This window comes from Halopseudomonas formosensis, from assembly GCF_900115905.1.
In the GTDB taxonomy this organism is placed as follows: Bacteria; Pseudomonadota; Gammaproteobacteria; order Pseudomonadales; family Pseudomonadaceae; genus Halopseudomonas; species Halopseudomonas formosensis.
Window position 1 is genome coordinate 92986 of sequence record NZ_FOYD01000006.1, and the last position, 21470, is coordinate 114455.

Here is a 21470-nt window from a genome sequence, read left to right on the forward strand (position 1 = left end):
CAAGGCCCGATCGCCCCCTCAAAGGGCTGTCCGAAATTCTGGAGTACACCCTTGAAGCGTTTTCTGCTGTTGCTCGCCATCCTGCTGGCGCTGGCCGGTCTGACCCTGCATCAAACCCAGCTGCCGCTGTATCTGTGGTACCAATGGCAATTGGCTGGTCGCGAGCTGCCGCCCCAGGCGGTGGGCCTCGGCGGCTACCGCGTCGATATCGACGCGCTGGTGCTGGAGGGGGTAGAGGATGATCTGTCGGCACTGACCTACAACGCCGAGCGCGACACCCTCTTTGCCCTGCTCAACGGCGACCCCTATCTGCTGGAGCTGAGCCTCGATGGCGAGGTGCTGCGCCGTGTGCACCTGACAGGACTGCAGGATATGGAAGGCCTGACCCACGTCGGCGGAAACCGTTATGTCGTGGTCGAAGAGCGGCGCCAGCGCCTGCACCTCATCGAACTGCCGGAAGCAGCCACCGAGCTGGATCTCAGCCAGGCGCCGCAGCTGACGGTGGCCATGGATGAAGGTGACAACAAGGGCTTCGAAGGTCTGTCCTGGGACAGCGAGCGCCAGCAGCTGCTGGCGGTGCGCGAACGGGATCCGCTGCGGGTACTGGTGATCGAGGGCTTCGTCACCGGAGACAGCCAGCAGAACATCAGCATCAGCGAAAAGACGCTGTTCAATCAGAACACGCTGCAGCTGCGCGACCTGTCCTCGGTGGTAGCGGATGAGACGAGCGGCCACCTGCTGCTGCTCAGCGATGAATCACGGATGGTGGTGGAATATGACCAGCAGGGTGTGCCGGTGAGCATGCTGGGCCTGCGCCGCGGCTCCCATGGTCTGGCCCGCAGCATTCCTCAGGCCGAGGGACTGGCGATAGATTCACAGCGGCGCGTCTATATCGCCAGCGAGCCCAACCTGTTCTATCGCTTTGTACCCGAGGGTTCGTCGCAGGACTGAACCTGCTGTTGCAGCAGCTGCTCAAGCTGCGCCAGCTCGGTCTCGTTGAATACCTGTACACCCTGGCGCCGCAGGGCGGCGGCGGCCACACCCTCGCCGGGCACCCGGGTGCCACTGAAACTGCCGTCATAGGTCTCGTGATTGCCACAGGAGGGACTGCGCGCCTTGAGCACGGCAAAGCGGATGCCATGTTCCCGAACCAGGGCCAGCGCCGTCTCCGCTCCCGCGATAAAGGCCGCGGTGACATCGGTGCCTTGGATGTCGCGTACCGGCACCCGCCCCTCCAGCACCGCAGCGCCCTGCCCTCCGGGGATCTCCGCCGGCGGTCTCGGGGTCGGCAGCCCGCCGCTGACCTCCGGGCAGACCATCACTATCCGGCCCTCCGCCCACCAGCGCTGCAGCAAGGCATGACAACCGGCACCGGTGCCGTCGTAACGCACCGGCTGATCCAGCAGACAGGCACTGACCAGAATCTTTTCCATGCAGGGTACGCTACAGGCTCGGGGCTGCCTGCTGCAAGGCTGGCGCGGACCCGCCTGTCAGCGCAGCAGCGGGTTGTCCGGACGCCGGCGGAACCAGCCGACCAGACTGGCCCGAGGACGGCGGGCCGGCAGCACCTCGTGGAGGATACTGTCGCTCATGAACACCGCCAGGGTGCCGGCGCGGGGCGCCACATCCACGGGGCCCTCCGGCAGATGCAGGCGCAGCTCGCCGCCATCTCCCGGCTGCCACTGACTGTTGAGGTAGAGCACCACCGACACGGTGCGCAGGGGGTTGTCCTTGAACCTGTCCAGATGCCGGCTGTAACCGGCCCCCGGCGGGTACAGGGCGTAATGGGTCTCGTAATTGTCCAGACCCAGCAGCAGGGTGCGGTTGAGGGTCAGACGCAGTCTGGCCATGGCCTCGACGTAGGCGTCCTGGGCAGCACAGGGCGGGCAGTCATCCAGCCAGCGGATATGGTCCCCGCGGATCTCCGGCACCACCTGACGCTCACCGGCCCGGCCCACGGCGGCCGGGCGCAGGGCCTCACCCTGCCAGAGGGCGCGACAGTTGCGTTCCAGTTGGTCGAGCACCTCGGGGGCGAGGCCGCTCTCGGCCACCGCCCAGCCCTGCTCGGCCAGCAGGTCGGCAATCGACAACAGACGGTCTGGCACCGCAAAGGGGAACTCGGGCATCATCTTCATACTCAAATCGGGACTGGAAAGGCGTTGGCTGACGGACGCCGGTCAACGGAAAAGACCCACCGGACTGGGCGGCGCTCAGTGTAAACCCGGATAAAAGTTGCTGAAAACACCCCTCTGTCATTAATAGTGAGTCCACATGCATTTCACCCTATTGCGCTTGCCCCTCGGCCTGTTCCTCGGTCTGCTGCTGACCAGCCTGAACGCCCTGGCCGATACCGGCCGCCTGTATCAGGCCAGCGGCATGGCCCAGCATCAGGAGCACTTCCAGGCCGCGCTGGCCAAGGCCCAGCAGCAGTATGGCGCCCAGCTTCCACCGGCGGTACGCGACACCCTGCAACGCAACAGCAGCCAGCGCTTCGAATTGCGCGGCATGCATGACCGGGCGCAGACGCGGCTGGCGCTCGAGCTGGATGAGGGGCATATGCGCCAGGCCCTGGAATTCTTCGACAGCACCCTGGGCCGGAAGATAGTGCAGATCGAAACCAACGCCAGCTCGCCGGCCTCGGTGGCCGCCATGCAGGGCGGTCTGCCGGTGATGCAGCTGAGCCCCGAGCGGCGGGCGCTGATCGATCGTCTGGCCAGCCAGCTGCCGGCGCTGGAAATGGGCGTCGAGGTTTCCACTGCCCTGACCGGCCTGGCGGCCCAGAGCGCCAACGACCTGCTCGGTGGCCTGCTCGGCACCGCTCAGGCGGCCAGCGATGGCGGCCGCGAGCGTCTCCGTCAGCAGATGCGCCCGGAACTGCCCAATACCCTCGCCTATATCTACCGGGACCTGTCTGACGCCGAGCTGACCCGCTTTGCCGACTGGAGCGAGTCGGCGGCTGGCCGCGCCTTCTACCGCGCCACCGAGCGGGCGGTGCAGGACGCCCTCAATCCCTGATCGACTCCTGCGGTATCGCCCGGCGATACCGCAGCACCTTCGTCAGTACCCCAGACGCTCGCCCAGCCAGTCCAGATAGCGCTGGCGGAAGTCGGCCTTCTCATTGGCCAGGTGGTGCCTGGCATCGGGCAGGTAGAGCAGTTCCGGATCGTCGAACTTGTCCTGCAGAACACGGATATTGTGCTGCCAGTCCACGGTGCCATCGGCCTGGCCCTGCACTATCAGCGGCCGATGGTCAGCCGGGATCGCCGCCTCGATGTGGGGAATCCACTTGTCCAGCGCCTGCACCCAGGCCACTGGCAGCACCTGCGGCTGCAGCGGGTCGCGCTCACGGATGAAGGCGAGAAATTCCTCGTCCGTGGAGTTGTCAGTGAAGCGCCGCCCCAGCTGCTGAATGAAACCGCCGAGCAGTTTCAGACTGAACTGGGAAACGCCCCATTGCCGGGGGCGTACCAGGGGCGCCATGAGGATGGTGCGCCCGCTCTGCTCGGGGACCTCCCCGTGCAGCAGACGGTCAATGAGGATGGCACCGCCGGTACTCTGGCCCAGATAGTGCCAGGGTGCGGGCAGTTTCCACAGCCCCGCATGCTCGATCACGCCATCCAGCACCTGCTGATAGCGCAGGAAGCTGTCGATACTGGCCCGCTCGCCACTGGACAGACCATGGCCCGGCAGATCGAAGGCGAGCACCGCCAGACGCTGCTCCAGCGCCCAGCGGATCACGTGCCGGTAGAGTCCCATATGGTCGTAGTAGCCATGCAGAATGAACAGGGTGCCCCGCGGCGCGGAGGGTCGCCAGATCTGCAGAGCCACATCGAACCCGTCCACCCGGATGCGTCCCAGATGCTGCCGTACCTCGTCACTGAAGTCGATTCCGTAATAGGCGGCGTACTGCCTGGCCTGGGGATTGATGGGCTGATCTGCCTCCAGTTGCGGTAACTGCGCGACCAGTTCCTCGAAAAACGTCTGATTCATCCAATGGGCCTTGTGACGGTTTTTTTCCGCATCGGTAGCGAATTACCCTGCCAAACGGGTAAAAGTCTGCTCAATTGCCTCGTCTGCCGAACAATTCATTGTAGTGAACATGCTTTGCAATGAATCATCGTGTAACATGCTGCGTCTCGAAATGTCACGTCCTTATGCGCCATGGCGCAGTTTCTCCGAAGAGTGAGGGGTTTTCATGAGTGATCGCATCCAGGTTGGTAATCTCCAGGTTGCCAGGGTTCTTTATGACTTCATCAATGAGCAGGCCATTCCCGGTACTGGCGTTGACGTCACCGCCTTCTGGAACGGTGTGGACACGCTGATTCACGATCTGGCACCGAAAAACCGCGCACTGCTGAAAAAACGTGACGACCTCCAGGCTCAGATCGATGCATGGCACCAGCAGCGCGCCGGCCAGGCCCACGATGCCGCAGCCTACAAGGCCTTCCTGCAGGAGATCGGCTACCTGCTGCCGGAGCCGGCCGACTTCAAGGTTACCACCCAGAACGTGGACGACGAGATCGCCACCATGGCCGGTCCGCAGCTGGTGGTGCCGATCATGAACGCCCGCTTCGCGCTCAACGCCGCCAACGCCCGCTGGGGTTCGCTGTACGATGCTCTGTACGGCACCGACGCCATCAGTGAAGAAGGTGGCGCCGAGAAGGGCCCGGGCTACAACCAGGTACGGGGCGACAAGGTAATTGCCTATGCCCGCGCATTCCTTGATGAGGCAGCACCCCTGGCCAAAGGTTCCCACAGCGATGCGACAGCCTATGCCGTGGTCAACGGCCAGCTGCAGGTCAGTCTCAAGGATGGCAGCCAGACCGGTCTGGCCCAGCCCGAGAAGTTCATCGGCTACCAGGGTGATGCCGCCGAACCCAGCGCCGTTCTGCTGAAAAACAACGGCCTGCACTTCGAGATCCAGATCGACCGCAGCAGCCCGATCGGCCAGACCGACGCTGCCGGAGTCAAGGACGTGCTGATGGAAGCCGCCCTGACCACCATCATGGACTGCGAAGACTCGGTCGCCGCCGTCGACGCCGATGACAAGGTACTGGCCTACCGCAACTGGCTGGGCCTGATGAAGGGCGACCTGGCCGAAGCCGTGAGCAAGGGTGGCAGCACCTTCACCCGGACCATGAACCCGGACCGCACCTACACCGCCGCCGATGGCAGCGAGCTGAGCCTGCACGGCCGTTCCATGCTGTTCGTGCGCAACGTCGGCCACCTGATGACCAACGATGCCATCCTCGACAAGGACGGCAACGAAGTGCCCGAAGGCATCATGGACGGTATCGTCACCAGCCTGATTGCCATCCACAACCTCAAGGGCAACACCAGCCGCCGGAACAGCCGCGCCGGCTCGGTGTACATCGTCAAGCCGAAGATGCACGGCCCCGAGGAAGTGGCCTTCGCCAATGAGCTGTTCAACCGGGTGGAAGACCTGCTGGGCCTGGCCCGCAACACCCTGAAGATGGGCATCATGGACGAGGAGCGTCGCACCACCGTCAACCTCAAGGCCTGCATCAAGGCGGCCAGCGAGCGCGTGGTGTTCATCAACACCGGCTTCCTCGACCGTACCGGTGACGAGATCCATACCTCCATGGAGGCCGGCCCCGTGGTACGCAAGGCTGCCATGAAGGCCCAGAAGTGGATTGCTGCCTACGAGGACTGGAACGTCGACCACGGTCTGAACCTCGGCCTGTCCGGCCGCGCCCAGATCGGCAAGGGCATGTGGGCCATGCCGGACCTGATGGCCGCCATGCTGGAGCAGAAGATCGGCCACCCGATGGCCGGTGCCAACACCGCCTGGGTACCCTCCCCCACTGCTGCCGCGCTGCACGCCCTGCACTACCACAAGGTCAACGTGTTCGAGCGTCAGAAGGAACTGGCCAAGCGCCCCTTCGCCTCGGTGGACGACATCCTGACCATTCCGCTGGCTCAGGACACCAACTGGAGTGCCGAGGAGAAGCAGAACGAGATCGACAACAACGTCCAGGGCATCCTGGGTTACGTCGTACGCTGGATCGACCAGGGCGTCGGCTGCTCCAAGGTGCCGGACATCAACGATGTCGGCCTGATGGAAGACCGCGCCACCCTGCGCATCTCCAGCCAGCTGCTGGCCAACTGGCTGCGCCACGGTGTCATCACCGAGGAGCAGGTGGTCGAGAGCATGAAGCGCATGGCCGAGGTGGTCGACCGGCAGAATGCCGGTGACCCGGCCTACCGCCCGATGGCACCGAACTTCGATGACAGCATCGCCTTCCAGGCGTCGCTGGAGCTGATCCTCGAAGGCACCAAGCAGCCGAACGGCTACACCGAGCCGGTTCTGCACCGTCGCCGTCGCGAGTTCAAGGCGCGCTTCGGCTGCTGAGAACCAGCGTAACAGCAAAACCCCGGCCCAGGCCGGGGTTTTGCGTTTCCGGTGCAATCAATGAACGGCAGCCCAGCGCTCCGGTCTGAACCTTCATGACTATGGAATCGCTGATCGACCTGCTGCAGTGGCCGGCCATGCTGGTCACCCTCATCGCCGCCTGGCTGGTGGGCTCGCGCCACCGCGTCCGCCGCTGTGCCGGTTTCCTGTGCTTCATTCTGAGCAATGTACTCTGGGTCATCTGGGGCTGGCACAGTCAGGCCTGGGCACTGATAGTGCTGCAGCTGGGGCTGTTCGCGATGAATCTGCGCGGCACCCGGAAGAACGCCGCCCCCCCTGGAAACGCGCGATGAACCTGAAAAAGGCCGCGTAAGCGGCCTTTTCATCGAACTTCGGAATATCCCAAATCAGGCAGGAGTACTCTGGGAACCGGCGCCGCTGCGTTCGAGCATGCCCTTGAGCCGTTCCAGCGTCGTGGCCAGCTGCTCTTCCTGTTCCAGATTGCTCAGCTGGAGGTTGTCGTTCTCCTCACGCAGCTGCAGCAGTTCCCGCTCCAGTCTGGCGATCGTCTCCTGCTGTGTACTGTTCTGCTGCAGCAGATCATCCAGCAGACGTTCCAGTTGTGTAAGCGTGGTTTCCAACATCTTGAGCCCCCGGCAAAAAACCGCAGAGCATATAGCAAAGCGCGACAGGCAACCAGCGGCGGCCCTCTGCCAGCAGCCTCAGGCCGGGCCGTAGAGCCTGAGAAACAACTCGACTACACCCCCGACGTGCTCCTGGAGCTGCCCCTGGTCCATGGCCGGCGCGAATCCGATCAGCAGCCGGAAGTGGGGATCGCCCTTGAGCAGGGTGAAGAAGTGGCGCGCCGCATCCATCGGCTGGTCGATGCACAACTCCCCGCGCGCGCAGGCCTGCTCGAGGATCAGGGTCATGCCCTCACATACCCGTTGCGGACCGGCCTCGTAGAACAGCTCGGCCAGCTTGGCATCCTGCCCGGCCATCCCCACCAGCAGGCGGTGCAAGGCCAGGGACTCGGGACTGTTGACCAGCGCACAGAAGGACAGCCCGATCCGCTCCAGGGTCTGTCGGATATCGCATTGCGGCGCTATACCACTGTAGAGGTCGGGCAGTTGCGCCTCGCAGACCAGTCTGATGGCAGCGGCGTAGAGTGTCTCCTTGTCCCGGAAGTGGTTGTAGACAGTGAGCTTGGATACGCCGGCCTCGGCGGCGATCGCATCCATGCTGGTGCCCTCGTAGCCATTGCGCAGAAACAATTGCTGCGCTGCCTGCAGCACCGCGGCACGCTTGGCGGGGTCCTTGGGACGCCCGGGACCCGGAGCAGGAATTTTCGCGTTCGACATATCTTGCCAATACTGGACTGATGAGTTCACTATTCATACTATACTCGCCAGCACACTTATTCCACTCTGATTCAGGCACACGACCATGCACCGCTATCTTGCTTCCCTTGGCGTCATTGCCCTTCTCTGCTCGATGCTGTCAGCCTGCAGCGATCCACAGACGGTGGACGAGCAACCCCGCCCGGCACTGGTCACCCAGCCCCAGCCCGCCAGCGCCCAGGTACTCAGCTACCCCGGAGAGGTGCGGGCCCGCCACGAACCGGAACTGGCGTTCCGCATCGGCGGCAAGGTCACCCGGCGCCTGGTCGAGGTCGGTGATCGGGTGAAAAAGAACCAGCCGCTGGCGGAACTGGATCCCGAGGATGCGCGCCTGCAGCTGGAAGCGGCACGGTCGCAGGTGGCTGCCGCCGAGGCCAACCTGAGTCTTGCCCAGGCCGAACGCGACCGCTACCGCACCCTGCTGGAGCGGCAGATGATCAGTTCCTCGCAGTATGACAACGCCGAGAACAGTTACCGCTCCGCCGCCGCCCGGCTGAAGCAGGCCCGCGCCGAGTTCGACGTGGCACAGAACCACGCCACCTACAGCGTGCTGCGCGCACCGGAGGATGGGGTCATCACCCGCCGCCTGCTGGAAAGCGGCCAGGTCGTCGCCGCCGGCCAGACGGTGCTGGTGATGGCCGCCGATGGCGAGCGCGAGGTGCTGTTCAGCCTGCCCGAGGGCAGCCTCGGACAGCTGCAGCTGGGCCTGCCGGTGCAGGTGCAGCTGTGGTCGCGTCCCGATCAGCTATACCCGGGGCGCCTGCGCGAACTGTCCCCTTCAGCCGACCCGCAGTCCCGCACCTTCGCCGCACGGGTCGCCTTCGAGGCGCCCGAAGCGGAGATCGAGCTGGGCCAGAGCGCTCGCGTATTCATCGAGAACCCCAGCCAGAGCGCCCTTGCAGTACCGCTGGCGGCAGTCAGTGCCGAGGCAGGCCAGAGTTTTGTCTGGGTGGTGGAGTCAGAGTCCCACCGCCTGCGCCGCCAGCCGGTGCAGGTCGGCAACTATCAGCACGACCGCGCCACCATTCTCCAGGGCCTGGAGGCAGGCGACTGGATAGTGGCCGCCGGGGTTCACATGCTGCTTGAGGGCCAGCAGGTGCTGCCGGTCGACCGGCAGAACCGCAGCGTCCAGATCTCCGGGGAGTGAGCCATGAATTTCAACCTCTCCAGCTGGGCGCTGCGTAACCGCCAGCTCGTGCTCTACTTCATGCTGGTGCTGGCGGTGGCCGGCGTCCTGTCATACGGGCAGCTGGGCCAGAGCGAGGACCCGCCCTTCACCTTCAAGGCCATGGTGGTGACCACCCAGTGGCCCGGCGCTACCGCCGAGGAGGTAGCCCAGCAGATCTCCGACCGCATCGAACAGAAGGTCATGGAGACCGGGGACTACCAGCAGGTGGTGTCCTATTCACGCCCGGGGCAGTCCACCATCACCTTCGTCGCCCGGGACGACCTGCCGCCCCGGGAGATTCCGGAGCTCTGGTACCAGCTGCGCAAGAAGGTCGGCGATATCCGCCATACCCTGCCGCCGGATATCGTCGGTCCCTTCTACAACGACGAGTTCGGCACCACTTTCGGCAACATCTATGCCCTGACCGGTGAAGGCTTCGACTACGCCGTGCTCAAGGACTATGCCGAGCGCCTGCAGTTGCAGCTGCAGCGCATCCGCGACGTCGGCAAGGTCGAGCTGATCGGCGTGCAGGACGAGAAGATCTGGATCGAGATATCCAACCCGCGGCTGGCTACCCTGGGCCTGTCGATGCCGGCAGTGCAGCAGGCACTGCAGGAGCAGAACAATCTGCGCGAGGCCGGCTTCTTCGAGACCCCGGATGAGCGGGTACGTCTGAGGGTCTCCGGTCAGTTCCGCAGCGTCGAGGAGATCCGCCGCTTCCCCCTGCGGGTCGGTGACCGCACCTTCCATATCGAGGATATCGCCGACGTCTTCCGCGGCTTCAACGACCCCATGGCCCCGCGCATGCGCTTCATGGAGCAGGATGCCCTGGGCCTGGCGGTATCGATGAAACCCGGGGGCGACATCCTGCAACTGGGCGATGCCCTGGAGGCCGAGTTCGATCGGCTGCGCCAGACCCTGCCCCTGGGCATGGAGCTGCACAAGGTCTCGGATCAGCCTGAAGCGGTACGCGACAGTGTCGGCGAGTTCGTCCGGGTACTGGCCGAGGCGGTCATCATCGTACTGGTGGTGAGTTTCTTCTCCCTGGGCCTGCGCACCGGCCTGGTCGTGGCCCTGTCGATCCCGCTGGTGCTGGCGATGACCTTTACCCTGATGAACCAGTTCGACATCGGTCTGCACAAGATCTCCCTGGGCGCGCTGGTACTGGCGCTGGGCCTGATGGTGGACGATGCCATCATTGCCGTGGAGATGATGGCGATCAAGATGGAGCAGGGCTTTGACCGCATGAAGGCAGCCAGCTTCGCCTGGACCAGTACCGCGTTCCCCATGCTGACCGGGACCCTGATCACCGCCGCCGGCTTTCTGCCCATTGCCATCGCCGCCTCGGCCACCGGCGAATACACCCGCGCCATCTTCCAGGTGGTGACCATCGCCCTGCTGGTGTCCTGGATTGCCGCCGTGATCTTCGTACCCTGGCTGGGCTACCGGCTGCTGCCGGACATGGCCGCCCTGCATGCGAAGAAGCACGGCAGCCACGCCGAGGGCCAGGATCCCTATGCCACCCCCTTCTACCACCGGGTACGGGCCACCATCGTCTGGTGCGTGAACCACCGCTGGCTGGTGCTGCTGCTGACCCTGGCGCTGTTCATCGGTTCGCTGCTGGCGTTCCGGCTGGTCCCCCAGCAGTTCTTCCCACCCTCGGGCCGCCTCGAGCTGATGGTCGACCTGACCCTGGCCGAGGGCTCCTCGCTCAAGGCGACCGAGGCACAGGCCAGACGTCTGGAGGAGCGACTGCGCGATCACCCGGGCATCGAGAACTTTGTCGCCTACATAGGCACCGGCTCCCCGCGCTTCTACCTGCCGCTGGACCAGCAGCTGCCGGCCACCCGTTTCACCCAGTTCGTGGTCAAGGCCCGTTCCATCGAAGATCGCGAGGAGATCCGCAGCTGGCTGATGGAGGTCTTCGCCCGCGACTTCCCCGAGGTGCGCGCCCGCATCTCCCGACTGGAGAATGGGCCGCCGGTGGGCTATCCGATCCAGTTCCGTATCTCCGGCGAGCATATCGATGAGGTGCGCCGTGTGGCCCGGGAGGTCGCCGCCCAGGTACGGCGCAACCCGGCGGTCAACCATGTCCATCTGAACTGGGAGGAGCCGAGCAAGATAGTCCACCTGAACATCGATCAGGAGCGCGCCCGGGCCCTGGGCCTGAGTACCGCCGATGTGGCCGGCTTCCTCGCCAGCCAGCTCACCGGCAACCGGGTCAGCCAGTTCCGCGACGGTAACGAGCTGATCGAGATACTGCTGCGCGGTACCAGCGAGGAGCGGGACCAGCTGCAGCACCTGCCGAGTCTGGCCATTCCCACCGGGGACGGACGCAGCGTTGCCCTGGAGCAGGTCGCGACTCTGGAGTACGGCTTCGAGGAAGGCATCATCTGGCGCCGGGACCGGCTGCCCACGGTGACAGTGCTGGCGGACATCCCAGGCGCCGAGCAGCCGGCCACCGTGGTGAAGCAGATCCTGCCCAGCCTGGCGTCGATCCGCGAGCAGCTGCCCAGTGGCTACCGCATCGATACCGGCGGCACCGTGGAGGATTCGGCGCGGGGGCAGAAGTCCATCATCAAGGGGCTGCCGCTGCTCGGACTGGTCATCATGACCCTGCTGATGATCCAGCTGCGCAGCTTCTCGCTGTCGGCCATGGTGTTTCTCACCGCGCCCCTGGGCATCATCGGAGTCACCCTGTTCCTGCTGGTGTTCCGCGAACCCTTCGGCTTCGTCGCCATGCTCGGTACCATCGCCCTGTCCGGCATGATCATGCGCAACTCGGTGATCCTGGTCGACCAGATCAATCAGGACATCGCCGCCGGCCATGACCGCTGGACCGCCACCATCGATGCCACGGTGCGGCGTTTCCGCCCCATAGTACTGACCGCGCTGGCGGCCATCCTGGCGATGATCCCGCTGTCGCGCAGCGTGTTCTTCGGTCCGATGGCGGTAGCCATCATGGGCGGGCTGACGGTGGCCACGGCCCTGACCCTGCTGTTCCTGCCGGCACTCTATGCCGCCTGGTTCAGGGTCAGGCCGCCGCAGCACAGCTGATCCGGGGCCACAGGCCCCCTCACCCTGCTACGGCACCGCGTACAGGCGGTTGCCGCGGCGCTCGACCCGATCGCCGACGGCGAACTGCGCTGTCGGTGAGCGCACGATATCCAGCTCACCCATCCCGTCGCGGACCTGATAAGCGCGCTCCTCCAGCCCGCCTGCCTGCTGCACCGTCCTGCCCAGCCAGAGCCCGGCACCGGCACCCACCAGCGCGCCCAGCGGACCACCGGCAGCGCCGCCGACCATCAGCCCGGTGCTCACGCCCAGCCCAGCGCCGGCTGTGGTATCACCCATTTCCGCCACCACCTGCTCCGCCATTGCGGGGATACTGCCCAGAGCAAGTACCGCTGCTACCACGCCTGCTTTCACCTTCATGCCATTTCTCCTGTGGATAAGTGTACCGGGACCTATTCAGGAAGCATGCCAGTGGCGGATTTGACCAAAATCAAGGATATGCGCCGGTGAAGTCGTCACATTAACAACCACCAACCGGGTAAGAACGCCCAGACGATGTGGAATACACACCCATGAGCCCCTCGCCACTCACCGCGCTGCTGCCACTGCTCGACGACCTGAGCCGTGACCTGCCCCAGGCCGAGCGCTACCGGCGCCTGCTGCAGACACTGCAGGCCTGCCTGCCCTGTGACGCCCTGGCGCTGCTGCGGCTGGACGGCGGTCGCCTGGTACCCGTGGCGGTGCTGGGGCTGAGTACCGATACCCTGGGTAGACGTTTCCACGTGGATGAACACCCGCGCCTGCAGTACATCCTCGAGCAGCAGCGGGCCACCCGTTTTGCCGCCGACTGTGATCTGCCCGATCCCTATGACGGCCTGATCAGCGGCACCAGCGGTCCACTGCAGGTGCATGACTGCCTGGGCTGCCCGCTGCACATCGATGGCAGAGCCTGGGGCGTGCTCACCCTCGACTCGCTGAATCCGGCACGCTTCGGCAGCATCAGTCTCGATACCCTGGAAGCTTTCGGCCATCTGGCCGCCGCCACGGTCAAGGCCAGCGAGCGCATGCGCTGGCTGACCCGGGTTGCCGAGCAGCAGAAGCGCTCGGCACAGACCTGGCGGGATGCCGCCACGCCGATCGCGGCCCCCGAGCTGATCGGCGACAGCCCGGCCCTGCACCACCTGCAGAGCGAGATGGCACTGGTAGCGCGCAGTCACCTGACCGTCCTGATCTGCGGCGAGACCGGAACCGGCAAGGAGCTGGTCGCCCGGGCCATACATCAGCAGTCCACGCGCCACGACAAACCCCTGATCAGCATCAACTGCGCCGCCCTGCCCGAGTCTCTGGTGGAAAGCGAGCTGTTCGGCCATGTCCGCGGCGCCTTCACCGGGGCCACCGCGGCGCGTGCCGGCAAGTTCGAGTTGGCCGATGGCGGCACCCTGTTTCTCGATGAGATCGGCGAGTTGCCGCTGCCGGTCCAGGCCAAGCTGCTGCGGGTACTGCAGAGCGGCCAGCTGCAGCGCCTGAGGTCGGACCGCGAACATCAGGTAGATGTGCGCATCATCGCCGCCACCAACCGGGATCTGGGCAGCGCGGTGCGCGAGGGACGCTTTCGCGCCGACCTCTATCACCGCCTCGGTGCCTATCCGCTGCAGGTGCCGGCCCTGCGTGAGCGCGGAACGGACGTGCTGCTGCTGGCCGGGCATTTCATCGAACGGAACCGGGCCCGCCTGCAGATCCGCAGCGCCGGCCTCACCGAAAGCGCCAGGCAGGCACTGCTGGAACACGGCTGGCCGGGCAACGTGCGCGAGCTGGAACACCTGATCGGCCGCGCCCTGCTCCGAGCCCGGGCCCAGGGCAGCAACCTGCAGCTGACCGCCACAGACCTCGGGCTGGATGAGGGCCTGTCGGCCTGTGGGTGGGATCCAGCCCCCGATGCCGTCCTGCCGGTCAATGGCCTGCGCGAAGCGGTGGATGACTACCAGCGTCGCCTGATCGGCACCCTGCTGCAGCACAACAGGGGCAACCTGTCGGCGACCGCCAGGGCGCTGAAGATCGACCGGGGCAACCTGCACCGGCTGACCCGCCGCCTGGGACTGGAAGGAGCATCACCGGGCGGCCGAAGCAAAAACTGAACCGAATTACCGAGCCGTTCTCCCGGCGATTTGACAGGACATTGATGCTGAGCAAGGCTCAAGCATGCCGGGATAACGATAATGAACCCCTGAACACGGGAAGTGTCTGCCATGAACGCGTCGCGCACTGCCACAGGACCCAGCCGATGGTTGCTGTGCCTGGTACTGATGTTGTCTTTCTTCCTCACCGCGACGGCCTCCGCCGAGCAGGCACTGATAGAGGAACGCATCAGCCAGTTCTTCCCGCAGGTGACCGCCATTTCCGAGCCCGAAGGCGAGTATGGGATACGCACCCTGGCCGATGGCGTGGGTACCGTCTACGGCTATGCCTTCGAGAGCATCAACGTGCTCAACATTCCCGCCTATTCAGGCAAGCCGATCAACATGCTGATCCTGCTGGACACCGAGGGCGTGATCCAGGATGCCTATGTGCTGGAGCACCATGAGCCGATCCTGCTGATCGGCATCCCCGAGCAGCGCCTGCACGATTTCAATGCCCTGTACCACGGCATTCGCGCCGACCAGCGGGTAGTGGTCGGACGCTCGAAGGATCCCGATGCGGTCACCGTCGACGCGGTTGCCGGGGCCACCGTGACCGTCATGGTGGTCAACGAAATAGTGATGCGCGCCGCCCAGGAGGTGGGCGCAGCCCTTGGTCTGGTCAAGAGCAATACCCTGGCCCGCAGTCGCCCGGCCACTGTGCTCGAGGAGGTCTATCGGCCAGCCAGCTGGACCGAACTGATCGGGGATGGATCCATCCGCCGCCTGCTGCTGAGCAATGCCGAGGTCAATCAGGCCTTTGTCGGCACCGCTGCCGAACAGGTCGATCAGGTGCCGGCGGACCAGCTTGAAGAGACCTTCATCGACCTGCACGTGGCCTACCTGAATCCGCCGACCGTCGGCCGCAACCTGCTGGGCGACAACCAGTACCGTTTCCTGATGCAGGATCTCAAGCCCGGCGAACACGCCTTTGCCGTGCTGAGCAATGGCCGGTACTCCTACAAGGGCTCTGGCTTTGTCCGCGGTGGCATCTACGATCGCTTCCAGATCCGACAGTTCGGCAACATCCACAGCTTCCGCGACCTGGATCACCAGCGCCTGTATGACCTCATGGCCGACGGCGCGCCGCGCTTCCAGGAGCTGGGGGTGTTCATCCTGCGTGAGGATGCTCTGTTCGATCCGGGCACCCCCTGGACCCTGGAGCTGCTGGTACGCCGCCAGACCGGGCCGGTAGACAGCACATTTGTCACCTTCGAGCTGCCTTACCAGACACCCGAGGACTACATCCAGCGCCCCGAACCCACCCCCGAGGAGCTGCGCGCCATCGAGGAGGCCAACCGGCCGATGTGGGTCAACATCTGGTACCAGAAGAGCTTTCAGGTCGGCGTGATCCTGGTTGCCCTGCTGCTGCTGACCATCATCCTGTTCTTCCAGGACAGCTTCGCCCGGCACCCCAATTTCCTGCGCTGGCTGCGCCACGGTTACCTGACCTTCACGGTGGTGTTCATCGGCTGGTACGCTCTGGGGCAGCTGTCGATCGTCAACGTCCTGACCTTCGTGCATGCCCTGGTAACCGAGTTCCGCTGGGAACTGTTCCTCAGCGACCCGGTGATCTTCATTCTCTGGACCTTCACCGCCGCCAGCATCCTGCTGTGGGGTCGGGGCGTGTTCTGCGGCTGGCTGTGCCCCTTCGGTGCGCTGCAGGAGCTGATCAACGAAATCGCCCGCAAGCTGAAAATACCCCAGTACGAGCTGCCCTTTGCGGTGCATGAGCGGCTGTGGGCGATCAAGTACATCATCCTGCTGGTGCTGTTCGGCATCTCCCTGGAATCGATGATGCTGGCCGAGAAGGCCGCCGAGGTGGAGCCGTTCAAGACCGCCATCATGCTCAAGTTCGACCGCCAGTGGTGGTTCGTGCTCTACGCGGTGATCCTGCTGGTGGTCAACATTTTCACCCGCAAGGTGTTCTGCCGCTACATGTGCCCGCTCGGTGCGGCGCTGTCTGTGTCCAGCCGGGTGCGCCTGTTCGACTGGCTCAAGCGCCGCAAGGAATGCGGCAACCCCTGCCAGCTGTGCGCCAAGGAATGCGAGATCCAGGCCATCCACCCGGACGGCCATATCAACCACAACGAGTGCCATTACTGCCTCGATTGCCAGATGACCTACCACAACGAGAACAAGTGTCCGCCGCTGATCCTGAAGAACAAGCGCAAGACACGTGGCAAGAAAGCGCCGGATAAGCAGCTGATTCCGGTAGTGCAAGTAGTAGAACCCTGACCAACGTCAACCAAGTGTGCCAACAAGGAGCTTCAACATGAGCGACAAGATCAACAACCCTCCGGCCAGTCCGGAAGCCAGGGGCCTCAGCCGGCGTGGTTTCCTCGGCGCCAGCGCGGCCACCGGTGCGGCAGTGGCCGCTACTGCCTTCGGCGGCGCGGTGATGAGCCGTGAGGCCTGGGCCCAGGCCGTCAGCGACGCCCAGAAGAAGGCGATGGACAAGATCCATGTCGGCCCCGGCGAGCTGGATACCTACTACGGCTTCTGGTCCGGCGGCCACCAGGGCGAAGTCCGCGTGCTGGGCATTCCGTCCATGCGCGAGCTGATGCGCATCCCGGTGTTCAACCATGACTCCGCCACCGGCTGGGGCATGACCAACGAAAGCAAGCGGATCATGGGGGACAGTGCCAGGTTTACCAACGGCGACTGCCACCACCCGCACCTGTCGATGACCGATGGCAAGTACGACGGCAAGTACCTGTTCATCAACGACAAGGCCAACAGCCGCATTGCGCGTATCCGTCTGGACATCATGAAGACGGACAAGATGGTCACCATCCCCAACGTCCAGGCCATCCACGGCCTGCGCCTGCAGAAGGTGCCCCATACCAAGTACGTGTTCGGTAACGCCGAGTTCATCATCCCCCATCCCAACGATGGCAAGATCTTCGCCATGGATGATGAGAACAGCTACACCATGTACAACGCGGTGGACGCGGAAACCATGGAAGTGGCCTGGCAGGTGATCGTCGACGGCAACCTCGACAACACCGACATGGACTACACCGGCCGCTTCTGCGCCTCCACCTGCTACAACTCGGAAAAGGCCCTGGACCTGGGCGGCACCATGCGCAACGAACGCGACTGGGTGGTGGTGTTCGACGTCCACGCCATCGAGGCCGAGGTCAAGGCCGGCAACTTCATCACCCTGGGTGATTCCAAGGTACCGGTGATCGATGGTCGCAAGAAGGACGGCAAGGACAGCAAGGTCACCCGCTACATTCCGGTGCCCAAGAACCCCCACGGCCTGAACACCTCGCCGGACGGCAAGTACTTCATCGCAGCGGGCAAGCTGTCGCCGACCGTCTCCATCATCGCCATCGACAAGCTGCCTGATCTGTTCGACGGCAAGATCAGCGACCCCCGTGACGTGGTCGTGGCCGAGCCGGAACTGGGCCTGGGGCCGCTGCATACCACCTTCGACGGCCGCGGCAACGGCTACACCACCCTGTTCATCGACAGCCAGGTGGTCAAGTGGAACATCGAGGAGGCGATCCGCGCCCACAACGGCGAGAACGTCAACTACATCAAGCAGAAGCTGGACGTGCATTACCAGCCCGGCCACACCCACGCCTCGCTGACCGAGACCAGCGAAGCCGACGGCCAGTGGCTGGTAGTACTGTCCAAGTTCTCCAAGGACCGCTTCCTGCCCACCGGCCCGCTGCACCCGGAGAACGACCAGCTGATCGACATCTCCGGCGACGAGATGGTGCTGGTACACGACGGCCCGACCTACGCCGAGCCGCATGACTGCATCATGTGCCGCCGCGACCAGATCCGCACCAAGAAGATCTGGGATCGGGACGACCCCTTCTTCGCCGAAACCGTGAAGATGGCCGAGGCCGATGGCATCAACCTGACCACCGACAGCAAGATCATCCGTGATGGGAACAAGGTCCGGGTGTACATGGTATCCATGGCGCCGTCCTTCGGCATCAACGAGTTCACCGTCAAGCAGGGCGATGAAGTCACCGTGATCATCACCAACATCGACCAGATCGAGGACGTGTCCCACGGTTTCGTCATGGTCAACCACGGTGTGAGCATGGAGATCAGCCCGCAGCAGACCTCGTCGATCACCTTCACGGCCGACAAGCCCGGTGTCTTCTGGTACTACTGCAGCTGGTTCTGCCACGCGCTGCACATGGAAATGTGCGGTCGCATGCTGGTCGAGCCGGCATAAGCCTGGGATCCGGGCGCGCTGGCCGCGCCCGGATTGCACCATCCCCGATCCACTCAACCGGCATGAAGGAATGCAGCATTGTTCACGCATCTGGCTACAGGCCGGCACCTTGCGGCACTTGTGATCGCCTGTGGCCTCTGGGCGAACGCCCAGGCCTCACCCCTGCCCATCGACAGCCTGCCGCTGCAGGCTGATGGCGAGATTTCCGTTCTGCCCGCCGGCACCCATACCGGCAACTTTGTACTGGAGACCCCGATTCACCTGCGCTGCGCGCCGGAGGCGGTGCTCGATGGCGGTGGCCATGACAACCTGCTGACCATACGGGCGCCGGGCGTCACCATCGAAGGCTGCACCCTGCGCAACTGGGGCTCCAACCTGACCGAGATGAACGCCGGCATCTTCGTCGAGCCCAGCGCCACCGACGTGACCCTGCAGGGCAACCGGCTGCGCGGCCCCGGCTTCGGCATCTGGTCGGACGGCACCCGCAATCTGGTGGTGGAGAACAACCAGGTCGAGGGCGACACCGATTACCGCTCCCAGGACCGAGGCAACGGCATCCACCTGATCAATACCAATGAAGCCAGGGTGCTCAACAACCGGGTGCGCCATACCCGCGACGGCATCTATCTGGGCAACTCGAACAACAACCTGATTCAGGGCAACCTGATGGAGGACCTGCGCTTCGGCATCCACTACATGTTCTCCCAGAGCAACCGGGTAATCGGCAACACCACCCGCCGTACCCGTACCGGCTATGCGCTGATGCAGAGCCGCATGCTGACGGTCGAGCACAACCGCTCCGAAGATGACCGCAACTACGGCATCCTGATGAACTTCATCACCTACTCGACCATCACCGACAACTTCGTCTCCAACGTGCAGCGGGGGCAGACCGGTGATGACAGCATGATCAAGGGCGGCGAAGGCAAGGCCCTGTTCATCTACAACTCGCTGTTCAACACCATCGCCAACAACCACTTCGAACGCAGCAACCTGGGCATTCACCTGACCGCCGGTTCGGAGAACAACAGGATCAGCAGCAACACCTTTGCCGGCAACGAGCAGCAGGTGAAGTACGTGGCCACCCGCACCCAGGAGTGGTCGGTGGAGGGCCGCGGCAATTTCTGGAGCGATTATCTGGGCTGGGATCGCAACGACGACGGGCTCGGCGATGTGCCCTACGAACCCAATGACAACGTTGACCGCCTGCTGTGGATGTATCCCCAGGTGCGCCTGCTGATGAACAGTCCGGCCATCCAGGTGCTGCGCTGGGTGCAGCGGGCCTTCCCGGTCATCAGGATGCAGGGCGTGCAGGACAGCCACCCCCTGATGCGGATGCCCACCACCCATCTGATTCAACCTACACAGGAAACCCGCTGATGAATGCCGTTGATATCCAGGGCGTCAGTCTGCGTTACGGCAAGATGACCGCGTTGCGCCAACTCGACCTTCATCTGGAGGAAGGTGAGGTGCTGGGGCTGTTCGGTCACAACGGCGCCGGCAAGACCACCACCATGAAACTCATCCTCGGCCTGCTCACCCCCAGCGAAGGGCAGCTGCGGGTGCTGGGTCAGGCGCCGAATGATGCCGATGTCCGCCGCCGCATGGGCTATCTGCAGGAGAACGTCATGTTCTATCCGCAGCTGACCGGCCGCGAGACTCTGCACCACTTCGCCCGCATCAAGGGTGCGGCGCGGCAGCAGGCCGACCAGCTGCTGGAACAGGTGGGGCTGGCCCACGCCGCCGATCGCCGGGTGAAGACCTACTCCAAGGGCATGCGCCAGCGCCTGGGTCTGGCCCAGGCCCTGCTCGGCGAGCCTCGCCTGCTGCTGCTGGACGAGCCCACCGTGGGCCTCGACCCCATCGCCACCCAGGATCTCTATCTGCTTATTGATCAGCTGCGCCAGCAGGGCACCAGCGTCATCCTCTGCTCCCACGTGCTGCCGGGGGTGGAAGCCCATATCAACCGGGCGGCGATCCTGGCCGGCGGCCAGCTGGAAGCCGTGGGCACCCTGACCAGCCTGCGCACCGGCGCCGGTCTGCCCTCGCGCATCCGCGCTACCGGCCTCAAGCAACGCGAGCAGGTACTGCAGAGCTTCAGTTCGCTCAATGGCAACGCGCGGCCGCTGGGGGGCGACGGCATAGAGCTGACCGGCAGCGCCGCCACCAAGATGAGCCTGCTGCGTCAGCTGCTGGACCGGGACCAGCCCGGCGATATCGACATACTGCAGCCCTCGCTGGAGGATCTGTACCGCTTTTACACCGAACGCGCCAGCCGCGCGCGTGCGGCGGAGGACAAGGCATGAACCAGGTATGGAACATTGCGCGCAAGGAACTCAGCGACGGCCTGCGCAACCGCTGGTTGCTGGCCATCAGTGTGCTGTTTGCGGTACTGGCGGTGGGTATCGCCTGGCTCGGCGCGGCGGCGTCAGGGCAGCTGGGCTTCACTTCGATTCCTGCCACCGTCGCCAGTCTGGCCAGCCTGGCCACCTTCCTGATGCCGCTGATCGCCCTGCTGCTGGCCTACGATGCCATCGTCGGTGAGGACGAAGGCGGCACCCTGATGCTGCTGATGACCTACCCCATCAGCCGCGGGCAGATACTGCTCGGCAAGTTCGTCGGTCACGGCCTGATCCTGGCGCTGGCGGTACTCATCGGTTTCGGCTGCGCGGCAGTCGCCATCGGCGCCCTGGTCGAGGATATCGAGCTGAACCTGCTGGTCTGGGCCTTCGGCCGCTTCATGCTGTCCTCCACGTTGCTGGGCTGGGCCTTCCTCGCCCTGGCCTACCTGCTCAGCAGCCTGGTCAGCGAGAAGTCCAGTGCCGCCGGACTGGCCCTGGGGGTCTGGTTCCTCTTCGTGCTGGTATTCGATCTGGTGCTGCTGGCCCTGCTGGTGTTCAGTGAAGGCAAGTTCAACCCCGAACTGCTGCCCTGGCTGCTGCTGCTCAACCCCACCGACATCTACCGGCTGATCAACCTCGGCGGCTTCGACGGCGGCAACGCCATCGGCGTGCTGTCGCTGGCCGAGGATCTGCCCGTGCACGGCGCCGTGCTCTGGGCCGGTCTGCTGGGCTGGGCCGGCGCCGCCCTGTTGCTGGCCTGGGCGGCCTTCCGCCGTCGGGCTGCCTGATTTCAAGGA

At 64.5% G+C, this 21470-nt stretch carries 18 protein-coding genes; 12 read left to right on the top strand and 6 right to left on the bottom strand.

Features of this window, described 5'->3' with window-relative positions; all coding sequences use genetic code 11:
* Positions 1-51: 51 nt before the first annotated feature.
* Positions 52-951, top strand: a complete 900-nt coding sequence (locus BM046_RS10225) for an SdiA-regulated domain-containing protein (protein WP_177197837.1) — start codon at positions 52-54, stop codon at positions 949-951.
* Here the strand turns inward: BM046_RS10225 and BM046_RS10230 are convergent.
* Positions 915-1433, bottom strand: a complete 519-nt coding sequence (locus tag BM046_RS10230; RefSeq protein ID WP_090539133.1) for a 2-thiouracil desulfurase family protein — start codon at positions 1431-1433, stop codon at positions 915-917. The two genes, BM046_RS10225 and BM046_RS10230, sit on opposite strands and share 37 nt — an antisense overlap.
* 57 nt (positions 1434-1490) lie before the next feature.
* On the bottom strand, positions 1491-2135 hold the full coding sequence (locus tag BM046_RS10235) for a 2OG-Fe(II) oxygenase (RefSeq protein ID WP_090539135.1): 645 nt from the start codon (positions 2133-2135) through the stop codon (positions 1491-1493).
* A gap of 136 nt (positions 2136-2271) precedes the next feature.
* Between BM046_RS10235 and BM046_RS10240 the strand changes: the two genes are divergently transcribed.
* Positions 2272-3015, top strand: coding sequence for a DUF2059 domain-containing protein (locus tag BM046_RS10240; protein ID WP_090539137.1), 744 nt, complete (start codon positions 2272-2274; stop codon positions 3013-3015).
* Positions 3016-3057: 42 nt separating this feature from the next.
* Here BM046_RS10240 and BM046_RS10245 read toward each other — a convergent pair whose 3' ends face one another.
* Entirely contained in the window at positions 3058-3990 is a 933-nt protein-coding gene (locus tag BM046_RS10245; RefSeq protein WP_090539139.1) for a phospholipase BipL, read from the bottom strand.
* A 205-nt stretch (positions 3991-4195) separates the two neighbouring features.
* Here BM046_RS10245 and BM046_RS10250 point away from each other — a divergent pair, with 205 nt between their 5' ends.
* Together BM046_RS10250 and BM046_RS10255 are read left to right on the top strand one after the other, a co-directional pair.
* Entirely contained in the window at positions 4196-6373 is a 2178-nt protein-coding gene (locus tag BM046_RS10250) for a malate synthase G (RefSeq protein ID WP_090539142.1), read from the top strand.
* Between the two features lie 101 nt (positions 6374-6474).
* Positions 6475-6726, top strand: a complete 252-nt coding sequence (locus tag BM046_RS10255) for a hypothetical protein (RefSeq protein ID WP_090539297.1) — start codon at positions 6475-6477, stop codon at positions 6724-6726.
* A 54-nt stretch (positions 6727-6780) separates the two neighbouring features.
* Here BM046_RS10255 and BM046_RS10260 read toward each other — a convergent pair whose 3' ends face one another.
* Both BM046_RS10260 and BM046_RS10265 read right to left on the bottom strand, forming a co-directional pair.
* The gene (locus BM046_RS10260) at positions 6781-7017 is read right to left on the bottom strand and encodes a hypothetical protein (RefSeq protein WP_090539143.1); all 237 of its coding nucleotides are present in this window, start codon (positions 7015-7017) and stop codon (positions 6781-6783) included.
* A 78-nt stretch (positions 7018-7095) separates the two neighbouring features.
* Positions 7096-7734 carry a TetR/AcrR family transcriptional regulator gene (locus BM046_RS10265; RefSeq protein WP_090539145.1) on the bottom strand — a complete coding sequence of 213 codons (639 nt, stop codon included), beginning with the start codon at positions 7732-7734 and terminating at the stop codon, positions 7096-7098.
* Between the two features lie 85 nt (positions 7735-7819).
* Between BM046_RS10265 and BM046_RS10270 the strand changes: the two genes are divergently transcribed.
* Complete coding sequence (locus BM046_RS10270) at positions 7820-8920, top strand: efflux RND transporter periplasmic adaptor subunit (protein ID WP_090539147.1); 1101 nt, start codon at positions 7820-7822, stop codon at positions 8918-8920.
* Positions 8921-8923: 3 nt separating this feature from the next.
* Entirely contained in the window at positions 8924-11998 is a 3075-nt protein-coding gene (locus BM046_RS10275) for an efflux RND transporter permease subunit (protein ID WP_090539148.1), read from the top strand.
* Between the two features lie 27 nt (positions 11999-12025).
* Here BM046_RS10275 and BM046_RS10280 read toward each other — a convergent pair whose 3' ends face one another.
* Positions 12026-12376 carry a hypothetical protein gene (locus BM046_RS10280; protein WP_235818620.1) on the bottom strand — a complete coding sequence of 117 codons (351 nt, stop codon included), beginning with the start codon at positions 12374-12376 and terminating at the stop codon, positions 12026-12028.
* A 152-nt stretch (positions 12377-12528) separates the two neighbouring features.
* Here BM046_RS10280 and norR point away from each other — a divergent pair, with 152 nt between their 5' ends.
* From norR to BM046_RS10310, 6 genes are all read left to right on the top strand, one after another.
* Complete coding sequence (gene norR, locus BM046_RS10285) at positions 12529-14091, top strand: nitric oxide reductase transcriptional regulator NorR (RefSeq protein WP_090539150.1); 1563 nt, start codon at positions 12529-12531, stop codon at positions 14089-14091.
* A gap of 111 nt (positions 14092-14202) precedes the next feature.
* Positions 14203-16368 (top strand): transcriptional regulator NosR, encoded by a 2166-nt coding sequence (gene nosR, locus BM046_RS10290; protein ID WP_090539152.1) that lies wholly within the window; start codon positions 14203-14205, stop codon positions 16366-16368.
* Positions 16369-16405: 37 nt separating this feature from the next.
* Positions 16406-18331 (top strand): TAT-dependent nitrous-oxide reductase, encoded by a 1926-nt coding sequence (gene nosZ / locus BM046_RS10295; protein ID WP_090539154.1) that lies wholly within the window; start codon positions 16406-16408, stop codon positions 18329-18331.
* A 78-nt stretch (positions 18332-18409) separates the two neighbouring features.
* The gene (locus BM046_RS10300) at positions 18410-19711 is read left to right on the top strand and encodes a nitrous oxide reductase family maturation protein NosD (protein ID WP_177197838.1); all 1302 of its coding nucleotides are present in this window, start codon (positions 18410-18412) and stop codon (positions 19709-19711) included.
* Positions 19711-20637: an ABC transporter ATP-binding protein gene (locus tag BM046_RS10305; protein ID WP_090539156.1), complete on the top strand. Its 927-nt coding sequence runs from the start codon at positions 19711-19713 to the stop codon at positions 20635-20637. The genes BM046_RS10300 and BM046_RS10305 overlap by 1 nt, the downstream gene beginning before the upstream one ends.
* A complete protein-coding gene (locus BM046_RS10310; RefSeq protein ID WP_090539159.1) occupies positions 20634-21461 on the top strand; it encodes an ABC transporter permease in 828 nt (275 codons plus the stop codon). The genes BM046_RS10305 and BM046_RS10310 overlap by 4 nt, the downstream gene beginning before the upstream one ends.
* The last annotated feature ends 9 nt before the right edge of the window (positions 21462-21470 follow it).

Excerpts from the sequence above, each read along its gene's own strand:
- BM046_RS10230 (WP_090539133.1), bottom strand. The coding sequence starts at position 1,433 with ATGGAAAAGATTCTGGTCAGTGCCTGTCTGCTGGATCAGCCGGTGCGT.
- BM046_RS10235 (WP_090539135.1), bottom strand. The coding sequence starts at position 2,135 with ATGAAGATGATGCCCGAGTTCCCCTTTGCGGTGCCAGACCGTCTGTTG.
- BM046_RS10240 (WP_090539137.1), top strand. The coding sequence starts at position 2,272 with ATGCATTTCACCCTATTGCGCTTGCCCCTCGGCCTGTTCCTCGGTCTG.
- BM046_RS10245 (WP_090539139.1), bottom strand. The coding sequence starts at position 3,990 with ATGAATCAGACGTTTTTCGAGGAACTGGTCGCGCAGTTACCGCAACTG.
- BM046_RS10250 (WP_090539142.1), top strand. The coding sequence starts at position 4,196 with ATGAGTGATCGCATCCAGGTTGGTAATCTCCAGGTTGCCAGGGTTCTT.
- BM046_RS10255 (WP_090539297.1), top strand. The coding sequence starts at position 6,475 with ATGGAATCGCTGATCGACCTGCTGCAGTGGCCGGCCATGCTGGTCACC.
- BM046_RS10260 (WP_090539143.1), bottom strand. The coding sequence starts at position 7,017 with ATGTTGGAAACCACGCTTACACAACTGGAACGTCTGCTGGATGATCTG.
- BM046_RS10265 (WP_090539145.1), bottom strand. The coding sequence starts at position 7,734 with ATGTCGAACGCGAAAATTCCTGCTCCGGGTCCCGGGCGTCCCAAGGAC.
- BM046_RS10270 (WP_090539147.1), top strand. The coding sequence starts at position 7,820 with ATGCACCGCTATCTTGCTTCCCTTGGCGTCATTGCCCTTCTCTGCTCG.
- BM046_RS10275 (WP_090539148.1), top strand. The coding sequence starts at position 8,924 with ATGAATTTCAACCTCTCCAGCTGGGCGCTGCGTAACCGCCAGCTCGTG.
- BM046_RS10280 (WP_235818620.1), bottom strand. The coding sequence starts at position 12,376 with ATGAAGGTGAAAGCAGGCGTGGTAGCAGCGGTACTTGCTCTGGGCAGT.
- norR (WP_090539150.1), top strand. The coding sequence starts at position 12,529 with ATGAGCCCCTCGCCACTCACCGCGCTGCTGCCACTGCTCGACGACCTG.
- nosR (WP_090539152.1), top strand. The coding sequence starts at position 14,203 with ATGAACGCGTCGCGCACTGCCACAGGACCCAGCCGATGGTTGCTGTGC.
- nosZ (WP_090539154.1), top strand. The coding sequence starts at position 16,406 with ATGAGCGACAAGATCAACAACCCTCCGGCCAGTCCGGAAGCCAGGGGC.
- BM046_RS10305 (WP_090539156.1), top strand. The coding sequence starts at position 19,711 with ATGAATGCCGTTGATATCCAGGGCGTCAGTCTGCGTTACGGCAAGATG.
- BM046_RS10310 (WP_090539159.1), top strand. The coding sequence starts at position 20,634 with ATGAACCAGGTATGGAACATTGCGCGCAAGGAACTCAGCGACGGCCTG.